The sequence below is a fragment of the Deefgea salmonis genome (assembly GCF_020531905.1).
Classification (GTDB): Bacteria; Pseudomonadota; Gammaproteobacteria; order Burkholderiales; family Chitinibacteraceae; genus Deefgea; species Deefgea salmonis.
The window spans coordinates 372,264-397,013 of sequence record NZ_JAJAWG010000002.1 but is presented as its reverse complement, the minus strand read 5'-3'; the positions used below and the strand labels follow the sequence as shown (position 1 = coordinate 397,013).

Annotated in this window: 19 protein-coding genes; 10 read left to right on the top strand and 9 right to left on the bottom strand. The window is 45.6% G+C overall.

Features of this window, described 5'->3' with window-relative positions; all coding sequences use genetic code 11:
- Nucleotides 1–173: 173 nt before the first annotated feature.
- Both LG219_RS05525 and LG219_RS05520 read right to left on the bottom strand, forming a co-directional pair.
- Nucleotides 174–989: a flagellin N-terminal helical domain-containing protein gene (locus LG219_RS05525; protein ID WP_226763537.1), complete on the bottom strand. Its 816-nt coding sequence runs from the start codon at nucleotides 987–989 to the stop codon at nucleotides 174–176.
- A 111-nt stretch (nucleotides 990–1,100) separates the two neighbouring features.
- Nucleotides 1,101–1,799, bottom strand: a complete 699-nt coding sequence (locus LG219_RS05520) for a YbhB/YbcL family Raf kinase inhibitor-like protein (RefSeq protein WP_226763536.1) — start codon at nucleotides 1,797–1,799, stop codon at nucleotides 1,101–1,103.
- Nucleotides 1,800–2,026: 227 nt separating this feature from the next.
- Here LG219_RS05520 and LG219_RS05515 point away from each other — a divergent pair, with 227 nt between their 5' ends.
- Nucleotides 2,027–2,632 (top strand): YitT family protein, encoded by a 606-nt coding sequence (locus LG219_RS05515; protein WP_226763535.1) that lies wholly within the window; start codon nucleotides 2,027–2,029, stop codon nucleotides 2,630–2,632.
- Nucleotides 2,633–2,699: 67 nt separating this feature from the next.
- On the opposite strand, the gene panC is transcribed toward LG219_RS05515, so the two are convergent.
- The 4 genes from panC to pcnB all read right to left on the bottom strand — a co-directional run bounded on the left by panC (nucleotide 2,700) and on the right by pcnB (nucleotide 6,473).
- The gene (gene panC, locus LG219_RS05510) at nucleotides 2,700–3,542 is read right to left on the bottom strand and encodes a pantoate--beta-alanine ligase (RefSeq protein WP_226763534.1); all 843 of its coding nucleotides are present in this window, start codon (nucleotides 3,540–3,542) and stop codon (nucleotides 2,700–2,702) included.
- A gap of 164 nt (nucleotides 3,543–3,706) precedes the next feature.
- Nucleotides 3,707–4,498 (bottom strand): 3-methyl-2-oxobutanoate hydroxymethyltransferase, encoded by a 792-nt coding sequence (gene panB / locus LG219_RS05505; RefSeq protein WP_226763533.1) that lies wholly within the window; start codon nucleotides 4,496–4,498, stop codon nucleotides 3,707–3,709.
- 129 nt (nucleotides 4,499–4,627) lie between these two features.
- Nucleotides 4,628–5,125 (bottom strand): 2-amino-4-hydroxy-6-hydroxymethyldihydropteridine diphosphokinase, encoded by a 498-nt coding sequence (gene folK, locus LG219_RS05500; protein ID WP_226763532.1) that lies wholly within the window; start codon nucleotides 5,123–5,125, stop codon nucleotides 4,628–4,630.
- 4 nt (nucleotides 5,126–5,129) lie between these two features.
- Complete coding sequence (gene pcnB / locus LG219_RS05495) at nucleotides 5,130–6,473, bottom strand: polynucleotide adenylyltransferase PcnB (protein ID WP_226763531.1); 1,344 nt, start codon at nucleotides 6,471–6,473, stop codon at nucleotides 5,130–5,132.
- Nucleotides 6,474–6,685: 212 nt separating this feature from the next.
- Here pcnB and LG219_RS05490 point away from each other — a divergent pair, with 212 nt between their 5' ends.
- The 8 genes from LG219_RS05490 (at nucleotide 6,686) to LG219_RS05455 (ending at nucleotide 19,454) form a co-directional block, all read left to right on the top strand.
- A complete protein-coding gene (locus LG219_RS05490) occupies nucleotides 6,686–7,510 on the top strand; it encodes a PhzF family phenazine biosynthesis protein (RefSeq protein WP_226763530.1) in 825 nt (274 codons plus the stop codon).
- 644 nt (nucleotides 7,511–8,154) lie between these two features.
- A complete protein-coding gene (gad, locus tag LG219_RS05485) occupies nucleotides 8,155–9,549 on the top strand; it encodes a glutamate decarboxylase (RefSeq protein WP_226763529.1) in 1,395 nt (464 codons plus the stop codon).
- 129 nt (nucleotides 9,550–9,678) lie between these two features.
- Nucleotides 9,679–10,950: a carbohydrate porin gene (locus LG219_RS05480; protein WP_226763528.1), complete on the top strand. Its 1,272-nt coding sequence runs from the start codon at nucleotides 9,679–9,681 to the stop codon at nucleotides 10,948–10,950.
- Nucleotides 10,951–11,020: 70 nt separating this feature from the next.
- Complete coding sequence (gene gadC / locus LG219_RS05475; protein ID WP_226763527.1) at nucleotides 11,021–12,565, top strand: glutamine/gamma-aminobutyrate antiporter GadC; 1,545 nt, start codon at nucleotides 11,021–11,023, stop codon at nucleotides 12,563–12,565.
- On the top strand, nucleotides 12,562–13,500 hold the full coding sequence (glsA, locus tag LG219_RS05470; protein WP_226763526.1) for a glutaminase A: 939 nt from the start codon (nucleotides 12,562–12,564) through the stop codon (nucleotides 13,498–13,500). The genes gadC and glsA overlap by 4 nt, the downstream gene beginning before the upstream one ends.
- Before the next feature lie 150 nt (nucleotides 13,501–13,650).
- Nucleotides 13,651–14,856: an efflux RND transporter periplasmic adaptor subunit gene (locus tag LG219_RS05465; protein WP_226763525.1), complete on the top strand. Its 1,206-nt coding sequence runs from the start codon at nucleotides 13,651–13,653 to the stop codon at nucleotides 14,854–14,856.
- A gap of 12 nt (nucleotides 14,857–14,868) precedes the next feature.
- Entirely contained in the window at nucleotides 14,869–18,042 is a 3,174-nt protein-coding gene (locus LG219_RS05460) for an efflux RND transporter permease subunit (RefSeq protein ID WP_226763524.1), read from the top strand.
- Nucleotides 18,039–19,454 (top strand): efflux transporter outer membrane subunit, encoded by a 1,416-nt coding sequence (locus LG219_RS05455; protein WP_226763523.1) that lies wholly within the window; start codon nucleotides 18,039–18,041, stop codon nucleotides 19,452–19,454. Before LG219_RS05460 ends, LG219_RS05455 begins: the two co-directional genes overlap by 4 nt.
- On the opposite strand, the gene LG219_RS05450 is transcribed toward LG219_RS05455, so the two are convergent.
- Entirely contained in the window at nucleotides 19,451–19,612 is a 162-nt protein-coding gene (locus LG219_RS05450; RefSeq protein ID WP_226763522.1) for a hypothetical protein, read from the bottom strand. The two genes, LG219_RS05455 and LG219_RS05450, sit on opposite strands and share 4 nt — an antisense overlap.
- Complete coding sequence (locus LG219_RS05445; protein WP_226763521.1) at nucleotides 19,609–21,363, bottom strand: helix-turn-helix domain-containing protein; 1,755 nt, start codon at nucleotides 21,361–21,363, stop codon at nucleotides 19,609–19,611. Before LG219_RS05445 ends, LG219_RS05450 begins: the two co-directional genes overlap by 4 nt.
- A gap of 156 nt (nucleotides 21,364–21,519) precedes the next feature.
- Here LG219_RS05445 and LG219_RS05440 point away from each other — a divergent pair, with 156 nt between their 5' ends.
- Nucleotides 21,520–24,330 (top strand): ImpA family metalloprotease, encoded by a 2,811-nt coding sequence (locus LG219_RS05440; RefSeq protein ID WP_226763520.1) that lies wholly within the window; start codon nucleotides 21,520–21,522, stop codon nucleotides 24,328–24,330.
- 69 nt (nucleotides 24,331–24,399) lie between these two features.
- On the opposite strand, the gene LG219_RS05435 is transcribed toward LG219_RS05440, so the two are convergent.
- The gene (locus LG219_RS05435) at nucleotides 24,400–24,705 is read right to left on the bottom strand and encodes a hypothetical protein (protein ID WP_226763519.1); all 306 of its coding nucleotides are present in this window, start codon (nucleotides 24,703–24,705) and stop codon (nucleotides 24,400–24,402) included.
- Between the last annotated feature and the right edge of the window lie 45 nt (nucleotides 24,706–24,750).

Genomic DNA, 24,750 nt, shown 5'->3' with positions numbered 1-24,750 from the left:
GCCATTAAAAAGGGCCGATTCAGATCGGCCCTTTTTGTCGTCAGCTACAGCTAGCTTGTCATCGATGAGTACCATCAATATCGCATGAACAATACTCGATACTTAAAGTCCAATATAAAAATTGAGGTATAGGCTCAAATCGATTAATACATACAGGCTAGGGATCGATACCCCTAGCGTAACAAACTCAAAACTTGCCCCGCACTCGCCCGCGCCTGAACTTGCATCGCCAAATTAGCGTTATTGCGCAACTTATCTTGCGTCCATTGCGATGTTGTTGCTGCGTAATCGGTATCGGCAACCCGACTCTTGGCGGCAGATAAATTTAAAGCACTCGTTTGCAAATTTTGCACACCGCTATCAATTCGATTTTGAAAAGCACCCAGTTGCCCACGCTGCCCAGCAATCAACTCAATATCACGATCGACCAAAGCAAGACTGTTATTGGCCGCACTGGCGCTCGATAAATCGAGCAATCCTGCTGCACTGGCCAAACCATTTGCACCATTTAAAGACGGATTATTCAGGCTGAGTAAATCATTGGCATTGGGCCCGGCTTGAAAATTAAATGCGCCACCTTGTAGCAGGGCCTGACCATTAAATTGCGCGTTTTTAACCACATCCGCGTTGCTTTGTGACAAAGCATCGGCCTCAGCTTGCATCGCTTGTCGGTCACTCACCGACAAAGTGCCATTGCCCGCTGCCACCGTTAACTCCCGCAAACGATCGCTATTCTCCGAAATCGAACTCAAAGCGCCTTCGGCGGTTTGCGCCAAAGAAACCGCATCATTCAGATTTCTCACCGCCTGATTACTCCCAGCGATTTGCGCGGCAAACTGCTCAATTAAAGCACTGCCTGCCGCATCGTCTTTGGCACTATTGATGCGAGTGCCACTGGACAAACTTTGCATGGCCTTGGAAGGTGCCGATTGAGATACCGCATCTCGACTTTGCATCCCTAAAGCCATTACATTCGAATTGATCATCATGATCATCTCCCGCCATTCAAGCTGAATACTTTAAGACTATGCTCATTATCAATATAGGAAAACTCTAATATGACTGGCGGCATGCCGCCAGCGTAAATCGTCATTCAAAGACTATTCATGCGCCTTGATATAGCTCTCTGACTGATCTGCTTTCGGTGGATGCACAATATAAGCATCGTAAACGCCGTACAACGTCCCCTCACCAATCACTTTCCCCTCCATTGCCGTGAGTAATTCATTATAAAAATACCCCGGTTTTAAATTCAAAGGACGATTTAAAGCAAATACTTTGATGGTGTATTTGTGCGCAAAGCCCACTGGCACCATCCCACCATACGCCGCAGCTTGTGCAGCAGGCACATCAAAGCCTTTCATTGACGGCATATTGAGCATTACGCCGTCAGAATAACTATTCACACCTTGCACCATATTATTTGCATGCGAACGACTGGCATTGGCTGGCAACGAGGTCGTGGAGGCTGGAACAACCGTCAACCAATGTATCCACGGAAAACCAATAATCGGTGACGTGTCATAATCAACAATCGTGATCGCATAGGCTGCAGTTGATTTTGGGCCTTTAGACCATTGCAACGGAATCGACTCTAAAGGCATTGCACCCAGCTTATCTTTTGATGCAGCACCATATTTCGCATCAATAATGCCATTTTGAATGCCTGAGGAAGAAAGCTTGAGCTGAACCACGGGAGAATACTGTAGTTTTTTATCGACTTTATCAGTACTGGCCATCGCAGGTACAAATAAAGAAAGTTGTAAAGCAATAATCGAAATACCTTGAGCGACTTTCATAAATCAACATTCCTTATTTCAATAAAAAATTTTCGTTTGAAAGCGCAAAGAATGCAAACTTTCAACTCAAAATCTTAGTTCACGCCTATTTGCAATTCAATTGAATTACCTAAAATGAAATGATGAAAGTAGTACATTACTGTTTATCACCGCATGATGTGATTTCATTACAGCCAATCACATAAAAAGCCGCTATGCTGCAAGCCACTTTAATTTTTTGACTTGCCATGCCACAAAAACACCTATCACACACCTTAATTGACGACTTACAAGGCATGCTCACCGGCGTGATTTTTGTCGCACTCGCCATCCAATTGTTTAAGCATGCAGGACTCATTACAGGGGGTACCACTGGGCTTGCCTTTATTCTGTTTTACTTGGGCGATATACCCTACGGTTTAATCTTATTTGTCTTGAATGTGCCTTTTTACCTATTTGCTTACAAAGTGCTTGGCAAGGAGTTCACGCTCAAAACGTTTGCCTGTGTCGCCAGCTTGGCACTCATCACCGAGTGGATGCCACATTGGATTAGCTTTGGCAAACTCAACCCTATTTTTGCTGGTTTAATGGGCGGGTTAATGGCGGGAGTGGGGATATTAATGCTGATTCGACATAAAGCCAGCTTAGCCGGCGTAACCGTATTGGCTTTATATTTACAAAAGACCAAAGGCTGGCGGGCTGGGCACGTTCAATTGGTCGTCGATTTAGTCATTTTGGCGATTGGTGCCGCAATTGTCAGTTGGCAACAATTGATTATTTCAATCATTGGCGCTTTTGCACTTAATTTAGTCATTGCAACGAACCATAAAACTGGGCGCTATATGGGAATGTAAATCATAAAAAAATAAAAAAGTCATCGATATATCAAATATCGATGACTAAAAAAATACGCTTCAAGATTTAATCCAGATTGACTTCAATATTATCGATCAATCGAGTATTGCCAAGCCGAGCTGCAATTAAGATCACTAATTTGTGATCGGTACTTGATGCAGGTTTTAAGGTTTCGGCATTGCGGGTATCGACATAATCAATATCATGCCAGCCACGAACGCGTAAATCGGTGACAGTTTGCACCGCCAATTTGGAATAGTCTTTTTCGCCCGCCTCAATCGCGGTTTTCATTCGGCTCAAATGATAGTATAAACGCGGCGCTTCAGCGCGCTGATCGGCATTTAAGAACGCATTGCGTGACGATAGCGCCAAACCATCCTCAGCACGCCCTGTATTGACCGGTAGAATTTGAATATCCATATTCAAATCTTTAACCATGCTTTGAATTACAAATAATTGCTGATAATCTTTTTTACCAAAACAAGCCATGTCGGCCTGAACAATATTAAATAATTTCGTGACCACGGTGGCAACACCACGGAAATGCCCAGGACGAAATGCGCCACACAATTCGTCGGCAATCGCCGGTGGCGTAACCTGATATTGCTGAATTACATTGGGATACAGTTCATGCTCATCAGGGGCAAAAATAACATCAACGCCGCCCTGCTCTGCAATCAAAGCCGCGTCGTTTTCTAAGGTCCGCGGATAACGGTCAAAGTCCTCGCCTTGACCAAACTGCAAGCGATTGACAAAGATACTCACGACGGTATGTTCCGCTGCAGCTTTTGCAGCATGGATGAGCGACATATGCCCCGCGTGCAAGCTACCCATTGTCGGCACAAAAGCCACCGTGCCAACGGTTTTGCGCCAAGCGCGAAGTTCTGCAATGGTATGGATGATTTTCATGGTGTGTGAGGGCTAAGATTTGGGGGGTAGATAACAATGACGAGAACACCAAAGTAAGGAAAACCCGAGTGCAATCCGAAAACTACGGGTAAGACGCAGCAATTGGCCGATTAAAACGCTAGATTATGTTTTATTTCGGCCTGTTCATCGTGTTCAATATTTAATTAAAACGAATGCTCTTCAGCTGGGAAAGTTAAACCCTTCACCGCTTTCACATACGCTTCAACCGCGCCTTGAATACTATGGCTGCCACTCATAAAGTTTTTGACAAAGCGCGCTTTCTTACCAGGATACACGCCGAGCATGTCGTACAGCACCAGCACTTGGCCGTCGACATCAACACCAGCACCAATGCCAATGGTGGGTACCGACAGCGATTCAGTAATGGCTTTCGCCACGGATGCAGGCACCATTTCCATTAGCACCATGCTGGCGCCGGCATTTTGTAATGCCAATGCGTCGCGCTTGAGGACTTCGGCTTCTGATTCAGTTTTGCCTTGGACCTTATATCCGCCATACACATGCACCGATTGCGGCTGCAGACCAATATGCGCGCAAACAGGAATACCACGCTGCACCAAGAATGCCACGGTATCGACCATGACCGCACCGCCTTCAATTTTGACCATTTCAGCGCCAGCGGCCATCAACAGTGCGGCGTTTTCATACGCCTGAGCGTGTGACACCTGATAACTACCAAACGGCAAATCGGCCAAGACCAGCCCTTGCTGCGTGCCTCGCGCAACGATACTCGTGTGATACAGCATATCGTCCATTGTGACCGGTAAGGTCGAGCGCTGCCCTTGAATCACATTGCCCAGCGAATCGCCCACCAAGAAAATATCCACCCCAGCGGCATCCAATAGCGTCGCAAAGCTGGCGTCGTAGCAAGTCAACATGGCGATTTTTTGGCCATCTTGTTTCATTTTTTGTAATGTAGTCAGAGTCGTCTTCATGGTTCGGTATCCATGCAGTTAAAAGATCAGCACTTTTGGTGCTGCTGTTGGCGCTGCGATAACGGCAAATTGGGCCGTCCCCGCAAAGTGCACCAATCCTAATGGAGATAGATCAGAAAATCGATACATTTAAGCCGCAAGCGTGGCTTTCTGAGGAATGCGCGTCAACACTTGCTCGGCCACGGCCGCCAAATAGTGCTGAGCGGGACCAAGGTGTGGTAACTCAATATCAGGTGCGATTTCAAGCAAGGGTTGCAAAACGAAAGCCCGCTGCTGCATCCGTGGATGTGGCACTTGTAAGTTGGCTAAGTCGTATTGCTCTTGGCCATACAAAATCAAATCCAAATCCAAGGTGCGCGGTGAATTTTTAAATTCACGGGCACGGCCGTTTTGGGTCTCAATCGCAAGCAACGCAGCCAAAACCTCAAGCGCAGTGAGCTCGGTATCGATTTCGCACACCGCATTCACAAAATCAGGTTGCTGGGTATAGCCCACTGCAGCGCTGCGATAAAAAGAAGAACTGCGCACCAATGTCATTTTTGGCCAAGCGGCTAAGCTGGCCAATGCCGTATTGAGCTGGGCGATTGGATCACCCAAATTAGCGCCTAAAGCGACAAATATTTTCATTGCTTTAGTTTCCAGACTGCTTGGCTGCGGCAGGTTTACGCGGACGACTACGTTTGCGGCGCTTGGCGGGGGCATCACCCGATTGGCCATTTTTGCCCGCCAAGTCAATCATTGCCGTCCGTTCTGTTTCGTCACTCACCTGAAATTGCGTCCACCAATCGGCTAATGATTTTTCCACTAAGCCGCAGTCGGCACGCAATAACAAAAAGTCATACGCCGCTCGAAACCGTGCTTGCTCTAATAATCGGAATGGGCGCAGGCCAACGCGTTGCTCAAATCGCGGCTGCAATAACCAAATTTCTTTCATTGCTGCACTGTAGCGATTAGGCACTGCCAAACGTTTGCTGACTTTACTTTCAACATCATTCATCGCGTCAATCAAGGCGGTGATTTTGGTTTCACCGGCGGCAAGACGCTTTTGCCACAGCGCTTCAACTTCATGCCACAGTAAAGCCGCAAACAAAAAACCCGCCGAAACCGGCTTGTCATCGGCTAAACGCTGATCGGTGTTTTCAAGTGCTTTTTGTAAAAACTTGGCGGTTTCTGGTTGAGAAAGCAGCTTGTCCAATAATGGAAACAACGGCTGATGTAAACCATGCGCGCGCAACGCTTGCATACAATCCCAAGCTTTGCCCGACAGCAATAACTTCATCATTTCATCAAACAATCGCGCTGACGGGATATTTTCCAGTAAAGCGGCATGTTCACGAATTGGCTTGCGGGTATCTGGCGCAATCGCTAAACCCAACTTGGCAGATAGCCGTGCGGCGCGCAGCATCCGGACTGGGTCTTCGTGATAGCGTTTAACCGGATCACCAATCATCACTAGCTGCTGCTTTTCTAAATCTTCGATGCCATGGTGAAAATCGATGATTTCTTCGGTATTCGGGTCGTAATACAAGGCGTTGACGGTAAAGTCACGGCGATCAGCATCTTCAGCAATCGTGCCATAGACATTGTCACGGATAATTCGCCCGCTGGCATCGGTGGGCGACTCGGCACTACCACGGAAGGTGGTAACTTCAATGATTTCCTCTCCGCCGCGCTCATAAAATGGCACGTGCACAATCCGAAAGCGCCGACCAATAATGCGCGAACGATTAAAAATGTGCCGAACTTGCTCTGGTGTCGCGCTGGTTGCAACGTCAAAATCTTTGGGTGACTTGCCGAGTAATAAATCACGAACAGCCCCCCCCACAATATAAGCCTCGAAACCTGCCGCTTGCAGGCGATCACAGACTTTCAACGCACCTGAGTGCAGTTGATCACGGCGAATACCATAATGCTTGGCGTGCACAACACGCCGTCCTGGGCGCCGTAGCACCTTGCCGATAAATTTACGAATCATGGAGTAATTTTGAAGCTGCACAGAGGCGAAACGCAATATTATACAAGCGGAGTGCTGCATTCAGTGGATGATTTATGGGCTACGTGATGATTACAGAACAAAAGTGGACTAATCACACCGATGAATCAATCTAAAAAAATATTAAATTTGCTAGGTATAGCCGCCTAAGCTATGAATTTAATAACTTACATTCATATACCCAAGAGAAAATAATGAGAAAAATACAATATCAACTCGTCAATGTTTTTACGACCGAACACTTGTTTTCGGGCAACCCACTGGCGATTTTTCCTGATGCTAGCGATATAAGTGCGGCAGAAATGGCCGCATTAGGCCAGCAGATGAACCTGTCTGAAATCACTTTTGTCACGCCGAGTGATCAAGCAGATGCCGCTGTGCGTATTTTTACCCCTAGTTATGAAATGCCATTTGCGGGCCACCCCACACTGGGCACTGCCTTTGTTCTTGCTCAAGGTCGCTCACATCTAACACTACAAATGAAAGCCGGATTAATCCCTGTGCAAGTGAGTGGTCATCACGTCACGCTCACCGCCAATCCACCCAGCTACCGCGCCGGCCCCGAATCAAATGCACTCGCCAGCGCGCTGGGTATCGACAGCCGTCATATTGTTGAGCAATCACTATTTGTAAATTGCGGCACAGAGCAATTGATTGTCCAATTAGATTGCGCTGACAGCATCGCGGCTTGCCAACCGAATTCAGAGCGGTTCATGCACGTGGCGATCAATTTAGAAGGACGTGCGGGCGCCTTGGTCTGGGCTTACGATGAAGAAAAAGTCATCGCGCGTTATTTCTGGAGTCAAAATGGCGTATCTGCTGAAGATTTTGGCACGGGCTCAGCCTGCGCCAACTTAGGTGGTTATTTAATCGCAATGCAAAAACCCACGCCTTTTAGCCTCATCATGGAACAAGGCCACCGCATTGATCGCATCGCTCGTTTACAACTTGATGTAGATACAAGCATCAAGGTCAGTGGACAAGTTCATCAAATTGGCCAAGGTGAATTTTGGATTTAACTGCACTTCGTTTCGCATTGAAAATGCGCTCAGCAACCCTAGCTGAGCGCAAACTTTAGTTTTGTACTCGTATCCGCAGCACTTACCCCACCTCATCGTGCCTGACAAAAACAAAAAACCATACAAAAATCCAACAGCAGCTTACAAAAAATAACTTACAAAAAACAGCCGGCGTAAAAAATACCACTCCAAATTTTCATGTAAGCCCCAACCAGTCAGATTAAAAATTAAGCTGTTGTTTCTTATAGAAAAAGTAGTTTCACGCTCAAAATCCTCACCCAAAGCACATCGTGCTTCTTACTATATTCAGGCTATTTTCCATAAAAAAACACAAAATTTTTTTACCCTATTTTATGTAGGTATATCTCTAAAACTCTTATAAATAGGGGCTTGCAGAGTGATACCACCATAAAAAACACTAACACCCACTAACTATGCGATAAATAAATAGCTAATATCACTTACATATAAAAATAAAATAATTATATAAAATGAAAGCATTAAAAATAATTGCGTAAGAATTAAATTCCACACGCTAGAATGGAATACAGACTTGAATTTCTGATCTATAAATAAGCGTTAAATCCATTTTAACTGGCGGTTACTTAGCCATAAGCTATGAATCATCACCTAGAGGATAAAAAATGCTACATGAAAAAAACTCAGTACGAGGCGATTTACTGGATGAGGTTTTTGCCTCTAATGATCTATCAATCGCTTTACCCAAATACAAAATCCCCGATCAAGAGCACGAAGCTCACCATGTACTGCAAGTGGTTACCGATGAGCTCATGCTCGATGGCAATTCAAGACAAAATTTAGCCACATTCTGCCAAACATGGGCGGAGCCTGAAGTTCATCAAATCATGGATATGACGATCGATAAGAATATGATCGATAAAGATGAATATCCACAAACGGCAGAAATAGAAGCTCGCTGCGTTCATATGCTAGCGGATCTATGGAACTCCCCTGATGCCAGCAACACACTAGGCACCTCAACAACAGGCTCCAGCGAAGCTGCGATGCTGGGCGGACTCGCCCTGTTATGGCAATGGCGGGCGAGACAAAAAGCCGCCGGCAAGCCTTATGACAAACCCAATTTAGTTACTGGCCCAGTACAAATTTGTTGGCATAAATTTGTACGATACTGGGACATTGAAATTCGTGAAATCCCGATGGATAACGGCCGTATTGTGATGAACTCGGCAGAAGTGCTGCAGCGTTGTGATGAAAATACCATCGGCGTGGTACCCACACTGGGCATTACCTTTACTGGGCAATATGAGCCAGTGAAAGAAATCAGCGATGCTTTAGATCAGCTGCAAAAAGACACTGGACTTAACATCCCAATGCACGTTGACGGCGCAAGTGGTGGTTTTCTTGCCCCATTTACCTATCCAGAGCTTGTTTGGGACTTCCGCTTGCCCCGCGTGAAATCAATTAATGCTTCTGGCCATAAATTTGGCTTAGCGCCACTCGGTGTAGGTTGGGTGATTTGGCGTGACAAAGCAGATTTACCTCAGGATTTGATTTTCAATGTGAATTACCTTGGCGGACAAATGCCAACATTCGCTTTGAATTTCTCTCGCCCAGGCGGACAAATTATTGCCCAATACTATACGTTATTGCGTCTTGGCAAAGAAGGCTATCGCAAGATTCATCAAGCCTGCTACGACACCGCAATGTATTTGTCAGATGAAATTAGCAAAATGGGTCAATTTGAAATCATTTATAACGGCGATCCTAAGCAAGGTATTCCAGCGCTGACTTGGAAACTTAAAGACGGTGTTGATCATGGTTTCAGTTTATTTGATCTCGCCGATCGCCTGCGTATGCGTGGTTGGCAAGTGCCAGCCTATACCCTACCAGCTCATCTAGACAATCTCCCTGTGCAGCGCATTTTAGTGCGTCACGGATTTAGCCGTGATCTCGCGAGCTTATTACTTAAAGACTATAAGGAAGCGGTCGCCCATCTAGGCAAACATCCTGTTAGCGTGCCGTTATCAGAACAAGAAGCAAGTGGTTTTAAACATTAAACTGAATATGATGATTTAGAGAACCATCAGCAGTCGCCAAGCATAAATTTATTCACCTTGGCACTGCTGATAATTACTTTGAAATCTAGCCGATTGATTTCGTAGCATCCTTATTATTAGGGGAAGATTATGCGAAAACGTAGTAATCATTTCGTGATTAAAATTGCCAGTGGAATTGCTTTAATGAGTGCCGCTCAAATTGCATCAGCTCAAAGCGATACATCAAGCACTGAGCCTTTAGATATCAGTAGCGTCAGTAAAATCAGTCGAATCCAAGACAATATTGATCGCGCCACAGCAAGGCATTCTTTATACAGCGATGCAAGTGATTTCTATGGCGAATATTCAACATTTAAAACCAAAACGGCAAAAGAAAACGGTATCTCATGGTCAATGGATTTGAGTTACTTACAACAATGGGGACGCTCAAATGGGGGTAGCCCAGCGGGACAATGGTTAGCAACACCATCGCTAGATTGGAATTTATTTCAAAACGACAGCATTGGTACAGGCTCACTGCAATTTGCCTACACTTGGGTTCGTTACGGTACCAATCAAAATGGTGCAGACATCCAAAACAACCTAGGGTTGCTGACACCCAATAACGACTTTGGTACCCGACAAAATACCTTTGCCCAATTGACTTACACCCAAGCACTACCAGGCAATCAAGTCTTGATCTCTGTAGGGCAATATCCTTTTTATAATTTTGATGGCAATCAGTATTTAAGTAGCCAACAACAAAATTTTAATAATGATATTTTAAGTCAAAATGGTACATCCACTTATGCCACTGCTGGTTTAGGTTCTTATATACAAATCAACCCAAGTAGCACCCTGCAATTTGCAACTGGTTTTCAAAGTGCCGACAACATCAGCGGGTCAACATTATCAACCAAGCATTTTGGTGATGGTGGCTATTCATGGTTTGCCTATGCGCAATGGACACCGAAATTTGAAGGCCTTGGGAGCGCTCAATACTCGATGACTTACTACCAAGTGCCTAGTGTTCGATTGCAATCGCCCAAGAGCCATGGCTGGTCATTTAATGCCGTTCAAAATTTAAATGATTCATGGGCCGTATTTGGTAGAGCGAACCAAGCCTCTGGCTATACCACAGCCATCAAAAGCTCTTACGCATTAGGTGCCGCACTCAATAATCCTCTTCAACGTAGTCCTACCGATCAGATTGGTTTGGCTTTGGGTTATAGCGATGTAGCAAAATCTTCATTAAATTCAAATAATTTGCGTAACGAGCAATTAATAGAATTGTACTGGAACTGGACCATTGCCAAAGGGTTGCTGATTACACCTGATGTGCAATATGTACGTAATCCTGGTGCAAATCCTAGTAGAGATAATGCTTGGACACTTTCATTGCGTTCAACATTAATGTTTTAAGTAATAAATGTAATTTCAATAAATTTTTTGACTTCTAAATTTTATTAGAAAAAAATAATTGGAGAAACCTATGACTACCGCAGCTCCTGCTAAAAGTGGCACATTACGCAAAGCTACGCTTGGTGTAATGACACTAGCAATTATGAACATCACGGCGGTTGTGAGCCTTCGCGGACTTCCAGCTGAAGCAGAATATGGATTGACCTCTGTTTTTTACTATATCTTTGCCGCTATTTTCTTTTTAATTCCGGTTTCAATTGTTGCTGCTGAATTGGCAACTGCATGGCCACAAAAAGGTGGGGTTTTCCGCTGGGTAGGCGAAGCGTTTGGCCCGCGCTGGGGATTTGTCGCCATATTTTTACTATGGGTTGAATCAACAATCTGGTTTCCAACCGTCTTAACATTTGCCTGGGTCTCACTCGCTTTTGTTGGGCCGAATCAGAAATGGGATGTGGCCCTATCTGCTAATATGGTTTACACCATCATTGCCGTTTTGGTTGTTTATTGGGGCGCAACATTAGTCACGTTACGTGGCATAAAATCATCCTCAGCTATTAGTAAATGGGGGGGGCTGATCGGTACCATCATTCCCGCTGGCATTTTGATTTTACTCGGTGCAATTTATTTAATTGAAGGCCGGCCAGTTCATATTGATTTAGGCTGGGATAAACTCATTCCTGATTTCTCTAAATTTGATAACTTGGTTTTAGCTGCTGGTATTTTCCTTTTCTACGCGGGTATGGAAATGAATGCCATTCACGTTAAAGAAATTGATAACCCAAGTCGAAATTACCCATTAGCAATTTTAATTTCATCATTAGCGACTGTGGCTATTTTTGTGCTCGGGACACTTGCCATTGGCCTTGTCGTACCACAGAGTGAAATCAATTTAACGCAAAGTCTGCTAGTTGCTTACAACGACTTTTTCCACTTTTATGGCATCCCATGGGCTGGTTCTATTGTTGCGTTGGCACTATTTGCCGGTGTTATCGGCGGCGTAACTGTTTGGGTTTCAGGCCCATCTGCCGCCATTGCGGTTGTTGGCCGAGCTGGTTATTTACCGCCGTTCTTCCAAAAACTGAATAAAAACGGTGTTGCGTCAAATCTTTTGATTTGCCAAGGCTTAATCGTTACTTTCTTAGCCATCATGTTTGTCGTTTTGCCATCGGTACAAGCGGCCTATCAAATATTAAGCCAATTAACCGTTACCCTTTACCTCATTATGTATTTCTTAATGTTCGCTGCCGCAATCCATCTGCGCCACACCGAACCAATCACCAAACGTCCTTATGTGGTGCCATTTGGCAGTGCTGGGATGTGGATTTTTGCCGGAGCAGGCTTAGTTGGTGCAATGATCGCATTTATCTTGTCATTCGTACCTCCATCACAAATTTCGGTCGGTAGCCCAAGTACCTATATTGGTATTCTCATCGCAGGCAATGTCATTTTTGTCGCAATTCCACTGTTAATTTACGCCAACCGTAAACCACACTGGAAAACAACCGAAGGCGCCAGTGATTTTGAAGCATTTGGTTGGGAATTAGAAGGCCGTAATCCAAGCGAAGTTCAAACCAAAGTTGTGGTCGTAGACGAAAATAAAGGGGTGGCACAATGAGCTTGGATCACGCAAAAATAGCCGCAGTAGTCAAAGAAGCTTACGATAAATTTTCACAAGCAGCGGGAGGTGAAAATGCAAGCTACATTCCTTATCTCGCATCAGTACCGTCTTCACTTGTAGGTGTCACTGTTGTGACCAAAGATGGTACGGTTTTTGAATGCGGCGATTCAAATTATGAATTTGCTTTAGAGTCTATCTCCAAAGTATTTTCATTAGCACTCGCACTTGAAGACGTTGGCGCTGAGGAAGTACATAACAAAATTGGGGCGGATCCAACGGGTCTACCGTTTAACTCCGTAATGGCGCTTGAGTTACATGGTGGAAAACCACTCTCACCACTCGTGAATGCGGGTGCGATGGCAACCGTGAGTTTGATCAAAGCAAGTAACCCCGAAGATCGTTGGTCACGTATTTTAGGCATGCAAAGTCAACTTGCAGGACGACAGATTGCACTTAGCGAAGAAATTAATCGCTCAGAACAAACGACCAATTTCCATAACCGCGCGATTGCTTGGCTGCTTTATTCTGCGGGTACTATGTATTCAGATCCAATGGCAGCCTGCGATGTCTACACTCGACAATGCTCGACGTTAATTTCAAGTAAAGATTTGGCCGTGATGGGCGCAACACTAGCGGCTGGCGGTATCAACCCTTTAAATAAACAAAGGATATTAAAAGCTGAAAATGTACCCCATATTTTAGCCGCAATGACAATGGAAGGCCTTTATGATAGTTCTGGAGATTGGGCCTATACAGTGGGATTGCCTGGAAAAAGTGGCGTAGGTGGTGGCATTTTAGCCGTTGCGCCTGGGCAATTAGCCATTGCCGGGTTCTCCCCTCCCCTTGATCCGATTGGCAATAGTGTTCGAGGTCAGTTAATGGTTGCTTTCATTGCAAAAGAATTAGGTTTAAACCTATACGCCGTCAATTAAATTAACGCAATAAAAAGGCATGACCTATTTTAAAAATAGGTCATGCCTAATAATTATTAATACCATGTAAATTAAAAATTTTAAAATGAGTGCAATAAACAGTCTAATTAAAATTAAAGCTGCTTCACTCAATATATATCGGAGAGAAATATGAACTGCATGACTCAGCGTAATATTCATGCAAGATGGTATAGCAGCCTCTTTATTGCAACCCTCATTACTTTGTCTGGCTGTAAAAAAACAGAAGATTCGCCCCCTCCAGCAACTGCAGTTACAGCAATGACCATTGCAGCACAAGATATACCGGTTGATTTTCCTTTTGTGGCACGTGTCGAAAGCTCGCAAAATGTCGACATCCATGCTCGAGTCTCTGGTTACCTTGATAGTAAGAGTTATACCGAAGGTGGCAAAGTCAGCAAAAATCAAGTTTTATTTAAACTTGATCAACGACCATTTCAAGCGGCCTTAGACGCTGCACGTGCTCAACTAGCCAGTAATCAAGCTGCCTTAAATACAGCACAACTCACTTTAAACCGATACAACGAATTAACACCACGCGGCGCAGCCTCCCAAGCGGATCTAGATAATGCTATAGGCACCCACCAACAAGCCAAAGCCAGTGTGAGTCAAGCAAAAGCCAATGTAACTCAAGCCGAATTAAATTTAAGCTACACCGTGATTACTTCGCCAGTGGATGGCATCAGCGGGATGGCTATTCCCTCGGTTGGCACTTATATCGACGCTAGCAATAGCAAAATGACCACTGTCGCGACATTGTCACCAATGTGGATCAATTTTAGCGTTTCTGAGAATCAGCGCCAAAGCCAAACAGAAGCAACAAAAAAAGGGTTGCTACGCGCCCCCGCAAACGGCATATATGAAGCAGAAATTTTACTTGGAAATAATCAAATTTATGCACAAAGGGGCAAGCTCACTTTTGCCTCGCCTTTTTATAATAGTAATACCGGTACTTTCATGGTCAGGGCCTCAGTAGACAACCCCAATGGGGCCTTACTACCCAATCAGTATGTCAATGTAGTACTAAAAGGTGCTGTTCGTCCAAACGCCATTTTGTTACCGCAACGAGCAGTACAGCAAGGAGCAGGAACAAATTATGTTTGGGTTGTCGGTAAAAATTCACAAGCCGAATATCGCCCAGTGACGACCGGGCCGTGGCGAGGTTTGGGCTGGTTTGTCAATAGTGGTTTAAATGCGGGTGAACAAGTCATCGTTGATGGCGTGACTACCTTGCGCCCAGAAGCACCACTCAAAGTGACTCCGTTAAGTGCTGCAGAAATGAATAAATCCCTTGGTTTAACTCCGGCTAACGAAGCCCCTTCTGCAGCAAAAAAATAAACGAGGCCAACTATGTTTTCTCGATTTTTTATTGAACGGCCAATTTTTGCCGCAGTAATTTCCATTGTCATTTCAATTGTGGGTGCGTTGGCGCTCTATAGCCTGCCAGTCGAACAATATCCGGTGATTGCACCGGTGCAAATCCAAGTTACCGCAAATTACCCAGGCGCAGATGCACAAACAGTCGCACAAACCGTCGCAGCGCCCATTGAGCAGCAAATTATTGGCGTTGATAATTTACTTTATATGAAGTCAAGCAGCTCATCGAGCGGCACCATTACCATTACGGCTTACTTCAATCTAGAAACCGATCCGGATATTGCTCAAGTTCAAGTACAAAATCGAGTAGATCGCGCATTACCGCAATTACCAGCAATTGTTGCGCAAAATGGGGTCTCTGTAGAAAAACAATCATCGAGTATTTTGATGGTGATTGCTGTCTACGATAAATCGGGAAAAATGTCCTCCGCACAGCTCGATAACTACACCAATATTAATATCATGGATGCGATCAAACGCGTTCCCGGCGCTGGGCAGGCTACCTTATTTGGTTCACCAAACCAAGCGATGCGAATTTGGTTAAATCCTCGCAATATGGCCTCTTTAGGCGTGACCACTAGCGATATTAAATCAGCGATCTCCAGCCAAAATGCGCTGGTTGGTGCTGGACAAATTGGGCAAGCGCCTAACGAAGGCACCGTCGAAATGACGTTTCCTGTCGTGACTGACGGTGCGTTTTCAGACCCAACCATTTACGAAAATATGATTATTAAAGCGTCGCAAAATGGCAATGCAATTGTCCATCTGAAAGACGTCGCAAAAATAGAGTTTGGTCGGCAATATTATTCGGGTGAAAATGTATTTAATAACCGACCTACATCAGCAATTGGTGTTTATCTTCAAGCAGGGGCAAATAGTATTGATGTTTCAAATGCAATACGAGCAACGCTGAGTAATGCAAAAACAGACTTCCCTAGTGGCTTAGATTATACCATCGCCTTAGATACCACTGATTTTGTTCGAGATTCAATTAAAGAAGTTGTTATTACATTGTTCGAAGCATTGTTACTTGTTATTTGTGTAATGTATTTATTTTTACAAAATCTCCGCGCCACAGTCATTGCCACAGTCGCGATTATTGTCTCTTTATTAGGTGCGTTTATTGGCTTAGCTGCCATGGGATTTTCGGTTAATTTATTAACTTTATTTGGCTTAGTACTTGCTATTGGTTTAGTCGTTGACGATGCAATCGTGGTTATCGAACACGTAGAACATACAATGCACGAAAACCCAGAAATGTCAGTAAAAGACGCCGCGATTCTTGCGATGGATGAAGTCTCTGGCGCAGTTTTAAGCATGACACTCGTTCTTTCTGCTGTTTTCATTCCCGCTTTGTTTGTTTCAGGTACAACAGGGCAACTCTATAAACAATTTGCAACCACGATTGCAAGTGGTGTTTTGATATCAGGTGTAACTGCGCTTACGCTCACGCCAACACTGTGTGCCATCTTACTCAAACGAACTTCGCCGCCAACCAAAGGTTTTTTTGCTTGGTTTAACAATTGGTTTGCTCAACTAACGAAATCATATGGGGTTATTTCACATACGATTATTCGTCGCTCAGCGCTTTCTGTTTTGCTATTGGCGGTTATGGTCGTTGGTTTGTGGCAGTTGTTCAGAATAGTGCCAACAAGCTTTGTGCCACAAGAAGATCAAGGCTATATGCTTGCAGCTTTAATGATGCCCGAAGCAGCAAGCCTACAAAGAACCATTAGTGCTGGCGAACAGCTCAATAAGGTCATTCGCGACAATCCATCAGTTAACTACAACACCATGATTAATGGTTTTAGTATGCTCGATGGGCAAGTTAAAACAAATGCAGCAACTGCATTTATTGGTTTAAAACCATTCGATGAAAGAAAATCGGCATCAGAATCCGTTTTTGCCGTTACCCAACAAATTGCCAAAGAAACTAGGGGTATGACCAGTGGAGCGGTTATTCCATTAGTACCTCCTCCCATACCTGGCATTGGTACTTCTGGTGGCTTTGAAATTTGGCTACAAAACAAAGGTACTGATACTCCAGAACAAATGCAGCAAGTACTACAAAAATTTGTTGCTGCAGCCAGTAAACGGCCAGAATTAGGCGGTCTAACCAGTACTTTCAATGCCAATAGCCAGCAATTAAAAGTAACGATTAATCGCGAACAAAGCAATCTCATTGGCGTGCCCATTGCTGATGTTTTATCTGCTCTACAAGCCCAATTTGGCTCTTTAAGGGTGAGCCAATTTAATCAATACAGTCGAGTTTGGGATGTCACCATGCAAGCTGAAGCACGCTATCGGCAAAAGCCTGAAGACATTGACCAAATTTATACTCGCTCACAAAATGGTGACATGGTGCCTTTGTCTGCGGTTGTGAATATGAGCTTTGTCAATGGCCCAACGATTATGTCGCACTTTAATGGGTTTCCGGCGGTCAACATTATTGGTTCACCCAACCCAGGTTACAGCTCAGGTCAAGCAATCACCGCCCTCAAAGAGGTTGCTGCGGCAACATTGCCAAGTAGCTACAGCTATGCGTGGGCAGGCTTATCTTATTCAGAAACGACCTCGGGTAATGATTCGATTTATATTTTCTTGCTTGGCATCTTAATGGTCTTTCTGATTCTGGCCGCTCTATTTGAATCATGGTCACTCCCCGCAGCCGTCATCTGTGCCGTGCCTTTTGGCTTGCTAGGCGCCTTAATTTTCACTTGGTTACGTGGGCTAGATAACGATGTCTATATGCAGATTGGCTTATTGGTTTTAGTGGGTTTGGCTGCGAAAAATGCGATTTTGATCGTAGAGTTTGCCATCAAGCAGCATCAAGCAGGCCATAGCTTGCTCGAATCAGCGGTTGAAGCCGGTGAGTTACGTTTACGCGCCATTATTATGACTTCACTCGCATTTATGTTAGGTACATTACCTTTGGCACTCGCATCAGGCAGTGGCGCTAATGCGCGCCACTCTATTGGTACTGGCATTATTGGTGGGATGGTTTTACTTTCCTCACTGGCTTTAATTTATGTGCCGTTGTTTTATTATCACTTTGAAAGTTGGCGCGAAAAAAACAAAACCAAATCAGCTCCCGAAGTAGCTGAGCCAAAGTCTGACGCAAGCCCAACAGAGGAGCAGCCACAATGAAATACCTAACTCCTTTAGTGAGCATCACTTTACTTTCTGCCTGCGCTGTTGGACCTGATTATCAACGCCCTGCAGTCGACATACCCGCAAGCTTTCAATTTGCATCCAATAACGCAAAGCAAGACACACTAGATACTGAGTGGTGGCGACAATTTAATGACCCCGTACTTGACCAGTATGTGCAAGAAGCAGTGCAACGCAATCGTAATCTTGCCATTGCCCTTGCCAATATCAACGCAGCAGCAGGACAACTCACTGTTGCTCGCTCAGCACTTTACCCCTCGATTGGCTATCAAGCGGGCGCTGCCCGTGGACTCTCTAGCAGCGAGCGTTTAGCTGGTGGTCAACGCGTCAGCAATAGCTATCAAGTTGCCGGTAATGTGAACTGGGAAATCGACTTATGGGGTGGATTGCGCCGTCAAAGTGAATCGGCTAACGCGCAATTAGAAGCCAGCAAACAAGCGCGTCGTGGTGTATTGCTGAGCGTGGCTGGCGCAACAGTGCAAACGTATTTGCAATTACGCGGCCTAGATCAACAGCTTCGCATCGCCAAAGATACGGTCAATAGCTATCAACGCAGCGTGGAATTATTTGAATTGCAATTCAAATACGGCGTTATTGCTCGAATAACGCTTGAGCAAGTCCGAAGCCAATATCAAGAAGCACAATCGAATGTTCCACCAATAGAAAAAGCCATTGTCAGCACCGAAAATGCACTCTCCATTTTAATGGGCCGTAATCCAGGGCCAATCACCCGAGGTAAAGCACTGGATGCCTTAACAGCACCGGTTATTCCTAGCGCTTTACCTTCTAGCTTATTAAGCAATCGACCTGATATTTTAGAAGCAGAAAGACAACTTGAAGCAGCTAATGCACAAATTGGCGTTGCTCGTGCACAATACTTCCCACAAATCTCGCTCACTAGTTTGGCTGGCGGTGTTAGCGAACAACTACATAATTTACTCAAAGCAGGTAGCTCGATTTGGAATCTAGCCGCACAAGCCAGTGGCAGCGTATTTTCAGGCGGCTCAACGCAAGGGCAGGTAAAAACGGCAGAAGCACAAACCCAAGCCGCAGAGCAACGTTATTTACAAACGATACAACAGTCTTTTGCTGATGTAGAAAATGCTTTATCAAGCTATCAAGCCGATGGCAAAGCCCTAAATTCACTGACACAACTGGTCAATACCAATGTGGAATATTCGACACTCGCATCACTGCAATACAATGGCGGTTTGGCACCCTACTTAACCGTTCTCGATGCACAACGTCAAGCCTATTCTGCCCAACAATCGGCCACATCCGCACGAGTAGCATATCTAAGTAGTGCTGCGAATTTATATCTCAGTCTAGGGGGCGATTGGATTAATCAGTTAGAGCAACAATCAAGTATCAAACCAACTCAAAACTAAACCTGAGCTGCTGTGCTTTTATCCAAGTAATACAGCAAACTGCTTACACGGTAAGCCTCCAGCAGCTCATTTTTAAGTCGAATTTTTTCACTCATTTTGAGTGCTTTTTGCATAAAAAGTTCAAACAACACCCCACGGAAAACAATAGCAAAAATCATTCAATACAACTTGGATTTGGATTTGGATTTGGACTTTGATCCCGAGCTTGAATTCGCTTTAAAATCAAATCCCATTGAGAATAAACCTTGTCCTGCGACCCAAACTCAGCACGCCAATCCTCATCAATCAGAGTTCGCCGATCTAATCGAGCAGATAAATAATCTAAAGCGTGTTCCAAATAATCAGAAATAAGCGTTGCATTATTTGACCAGCGCAATAAATAGACCAGCACATCGGCATTTATCCCCCACAAAATCAGTAATAAAGCACTACGCCGACAATGCTCGGCGAACGGTAAATCCTCCAGCGGCGTTGCTAGGCGATGAAAAAAAGCCGCCCAAACCATCAATCCATGCTCAGCATCCAAAGCGGCGAACGCGCAATCTTCAAGCACTGCCCGTGAAAAATTGGCCGCCCACATCGCACGCCGATACTGCTCTTGGTATAAAGAAGGTGGCACGCCCCGCGAAGAGCACAACAGATTTCGGTAGGTATAGGACTCTAAGCTATATTCAAACTTGGCAAACGCATGCATACCCTGATTAAAATCAATCTCTAGCAGATTGAGTTCAACCAATAGTAAAGCGGTATGTTTTGGATTATCTAGCCAATAAGGCGCCAACTTCGACCATACAACTCGCTCTTGATCCAAAGCCTCGTCCAATCGCTCAGAGTGACATTCAGCGAAAGACCAAACCTCAGCAACATGCCATTTTGTATTTTGTCGACGTGGAAAAGATTGATTCAATTCACGACGAAATTGACTCGGAGACCATGCAAACCACAGACCAAAAGCACGCTCAAAAGTACTTCTTTCGGCAAATCCCAATAGATGAGCAAGATCATCAAGTCGGATTTTGGGATCCAGCAAAGCATGAATCGCCCGACTACGCTTCATTTGCACACTAATTTGCCGAAAGCTCGTTCCCTCTAAACTCAGTTGGCGGCGAAATGAAGCGCTACTTAAACCCAATGCATGGGCAGTATTGGCTAAATCAGCCCAAGCCAACTGCTGCCCTCGCGCTAAATGCTGCCACGTACGCCACAGCAAAGTGTGCTGAGCCTGAAAATGCTGCAATCGTTGATTGAACAAACTTTGCAAAGTCAGATGCAAACTGGCACTAAATCCGGGTAATTTGGTTTTTAAATAATGATTAGGCCAGACCACACTAAAGTCGCTGGCTTGATAACACACCGGCGCTGCACACAATGCATCGAGCTCTGTCGAGTCCGTTTTAGCCGTCATCACACGCACCGACAGCGGGCGTACATCGCCACCTACAATACAACTCACCCCGCGAATGAGCCAAACAACAATGGCCTCATAACGCAATAAGCACCCTAAACGCTCAGTCTGGGGCTGCGGTGACAATTGTATTTGCCATTGCTCGGCCTCTGTGATGACTCGAATTTCCCCATCCGAAAACAACATCGGTGCAAAACGCAGGAGTTCCGCTATCGCCGTTTCTAAGACATTGGCACTGCGTAAGTAATACAGAAAGCCATCACCAGCAGCCAAATCAAGCTGACTGGCAACCCAACTCATGGCATGTGGATCACCGATCGCGTGTAAATACTCATTCAATTGCAAAGCCGATTCAGCGGCGATTTCCGACAAACTATCTACCGCAACTTGGCGCAAACCAAACAAACATTCAAGCTCAGTCAGTAAAGCTGGACGATCACGATAGCGTATATACAAGCCTTGTAAATAACGCAGCTGCACCGTTTGTTGTTGGCGTGCTGGCAAACTGCCTCCAATGTAATGAGCATAAATGCCGTAAAAAAAATATAAAATAGCATATCAGAATATGCTTACATTCAATATGCTGAAAAGAAAACTAAGGCAAATGCCCAACAACAGCAGTATTTGCTCTTATTTCATATCAATACCTAAAGCGCGATCATGAAAACTAAACACTTCGGCAGCCTTCTCCTCTTATTGATCTTAACCGCCTGTGGTGGTGGTGGCGGTGACAACGGCAAGCCCCCTTTCGGCGGCGGCAGTGGAACAGGAATCGGGCCAAGCACAGCGCCTGGCGTCACCCCAACGCCACAGCCAAGCGCAGCAGCAACGCCTGCCCCGACAATTGAACCGATCCCCGACCCAATCGAAGTCGCGCTTAAAACCGCAAGCGTTCAAGGCTTGAGTAGCAGTGATAAAGCCACCTTGCTGCGGTTATCGCAGCAAACAGCAGGTCAATATCAACAGCAGCAAAACACGGCGCTAGCCGATATTTATGCTGATAACACATTAAATTTAACGCTCAATCACACCACCAATAGCATTGAAATCAATCGCTCAATCTCCACCATGGCTTCACCATTGATTGTCGCTGACGACGGCAGTGGCATGGCCGCCATCTCGCAATACGGCAAAGGGCGTGGCCTGGCTTATGGCGTAGATATGCTCAAATGGATGGCCGATAAATCCAAAGAAACCCAGCACTTGCCACTGTTTACCCGCGCATTCAATTGGGTTGTGACCGGCAAAGCCGCAGGTCCACTGCCTGACACGCTTAGATTTGCCACTGCGGGCTATGACGCGTCAACAGTGAGCAAATTCATCACTTTATTGGGTAAAAAACCCGAAACCATTAGCTGTGATTTAACGCTCAGCAACAATACCTGCTGGCAAAATGCGGATGTTTTGGTATTTGGTGCCGGTGTTAGAGATGATGCCAACTTAACTCAGCTGGTACGCCAATACCAAGCCAGCGGCAAAGCCATTATCTATATGCACCCTAATTGGATTGACTCTGGCGGTGGTCGCAAAGTGGCCAAAGCGATGGGGATGGACCTCGGTGGCTATCCTGGCAATTACTTTGCCGGCGCGGCCGGTGTATCAGTGAACAGCAACCGCACCATCGCTGACGCATTGCAGCGCGGCGATCAAATGGGCGCCTTAGCCAAAGCACTCGAACAAATGGGCACGGACAATCTCAGCATTGACTTAGCGGCAGATACTCGCGCAACCTCCGCCATCAGCCAAATTCACAATGAAATAGCCACATTACAAAGTAGTGGCATCGATCTATTTGCTGAAGCGCCAACCGATTTGCATCGTTTACTCATTCTTTGGGCCGATCTTTATCGTCCAACCATTCAATACGGCAAAATCAATCGCACCACCAATCCCGGTGAGTTTTTACGCACTTTTGCCTCAGATTCTTGGCTCGCTTACAACCGCAGCTACACCACTTTTGCCAGCGCTGGCCAAGGTGACTTTATGCCGGTTGCCGCGCAAAGCATTCCAGTAAGCCAAAACGATGAACTGATCGACGTCACCATTGCGCAAACCGGCGGCACGACCGCCATTGGCCGTGCCAGCATCCCAGGCAAACCCGTCTGGATCGAAATTGTCGACAACGGCAGCGCCAATCTCAGCATTCAAACCAACCACGTGCGTGCCTATGGCAACCCACTCACCGACAACGTGGCCGAAGGCTATAAACGCCCGCGTCGTCCGCAATCGTTCGCCATGCCACTCAATACCAGCAAAGCCACGGTGTTTGTTTCGCCCTTTGGTGGTCCGCTCTATCTCAACTACGGCAACGCAGTGGCAGGACAGACGGTCACACTAAAAATTCGCGGCACAGCCAAATATGCGCATTTTGACTTTACCAAGCCGCAAAGCGATGCTGAAATTGACGAGGCCGTTGCCGCGCTCAAACGCAAAGACTTTGGCTGGCAAACGGCGAAATTTGTCGGCGGTGAAATCCAACAAACCATTTATTACGCCAATCAAGCGATGGGCAATATCGACCCTAAGGTCTATATCTTGGATCAAATCAAAGGCAGCTTATTCGATAGCAATCACATCGCCAATGGCTATAGCAATATGCCAATGAGCAGCAAAGTATCAGAGTTGTGCACTCAATTTGGCTGGCAATGCAGTGATGCGCAATATCATCGCGCACCAGGTGTGCAGCACTTTGTTGGCTGGATTGCACAATGTGGATTTCTTTGCTCGGGCAATCCATCCGATGGCTTTGCCGGTATCAGTGGCACCGGCTGGGGACACGCGCATGAGCTCGGTCACAACACGGTGCAGCGCGTGATGAGTATTGATTTTAATGGCCAAGGTTGTGTCGTTGAATGCAATAACAACATCCTCGCCAGCGCGCAGATGATGCGGCAATTTAAAACGCTCGGCGTGGATACGGGGCACACCACCAACCACCCATTACTGTATCAATACATCACGGCCAATCGAGCAACCGGCTTAAGTGGCGACGCCAAAATCCTCGATATGCAAAAACGACTCTGGACCATGGCAGCTCAAGACCCAATGCGCGCCGTACACTTTCAATTGGCGTTTTTATTTAGCAAATATCGCGCCAACGAAGCCAAACCCAGCATGGAAGCCAGTCTGGATTATTTCACGCTACTGACCAAGGGCGATCGCTTGGTGAGCCGCGCGTGGGATGCCAATAATAAAGGCAAATACGCAATGGGCAGCTATGCCGACAACAAGACCATTAACAACCCTGATTTACTCTATGTTTTAAGCTCAAAAATCATCGGCAAAGACTTAAAAAACATTTTCGCGATGTATGGCATCACACTCACCCCAACCGCAATCAGTTCAGTCGCGGCCTTAGGACTTGATGTCTTACCGGAAACTTTTTACGCACTCGCAACCACTAAATATAACCAAGTCAGTACTGGTGTTTGGCTCGATCTCTCAGCTCAAGCACCTACTTATCCGTTTTAAATCGCAATCACCGCGCACAGCGACCTTGATCCAAGGTGGCCGTGCGCGGTTTTTTATTCTGATGTGAAATTAACTCGCAGCACCCGGACCACTCACCCATTTGGGACAAGACTCCACTTCACCTTTACGATTCACAATCACCGTATTGGGGCCAATCTTGCACCAGCGAAAGCTGCCAAAATCAAAAATATGATCAATATCCGCTTGCTTGCCGCTAAAGGTACCGGCCGCTAACGTATAGATACCATGCTCACCGTCCCAAACAGCAACGGGCAAAATACTATAATTGATCACCTTGCCATTCATCGGCCAAGGCCAAATCATCGCCATCGCGGGCTGCAGTACAAAAAAAGACAACACAAAAAAATAGCGCATCGGCAACTCCCTAGGTAGGAAGTGCATTTTCGCAAAGCCAAACGT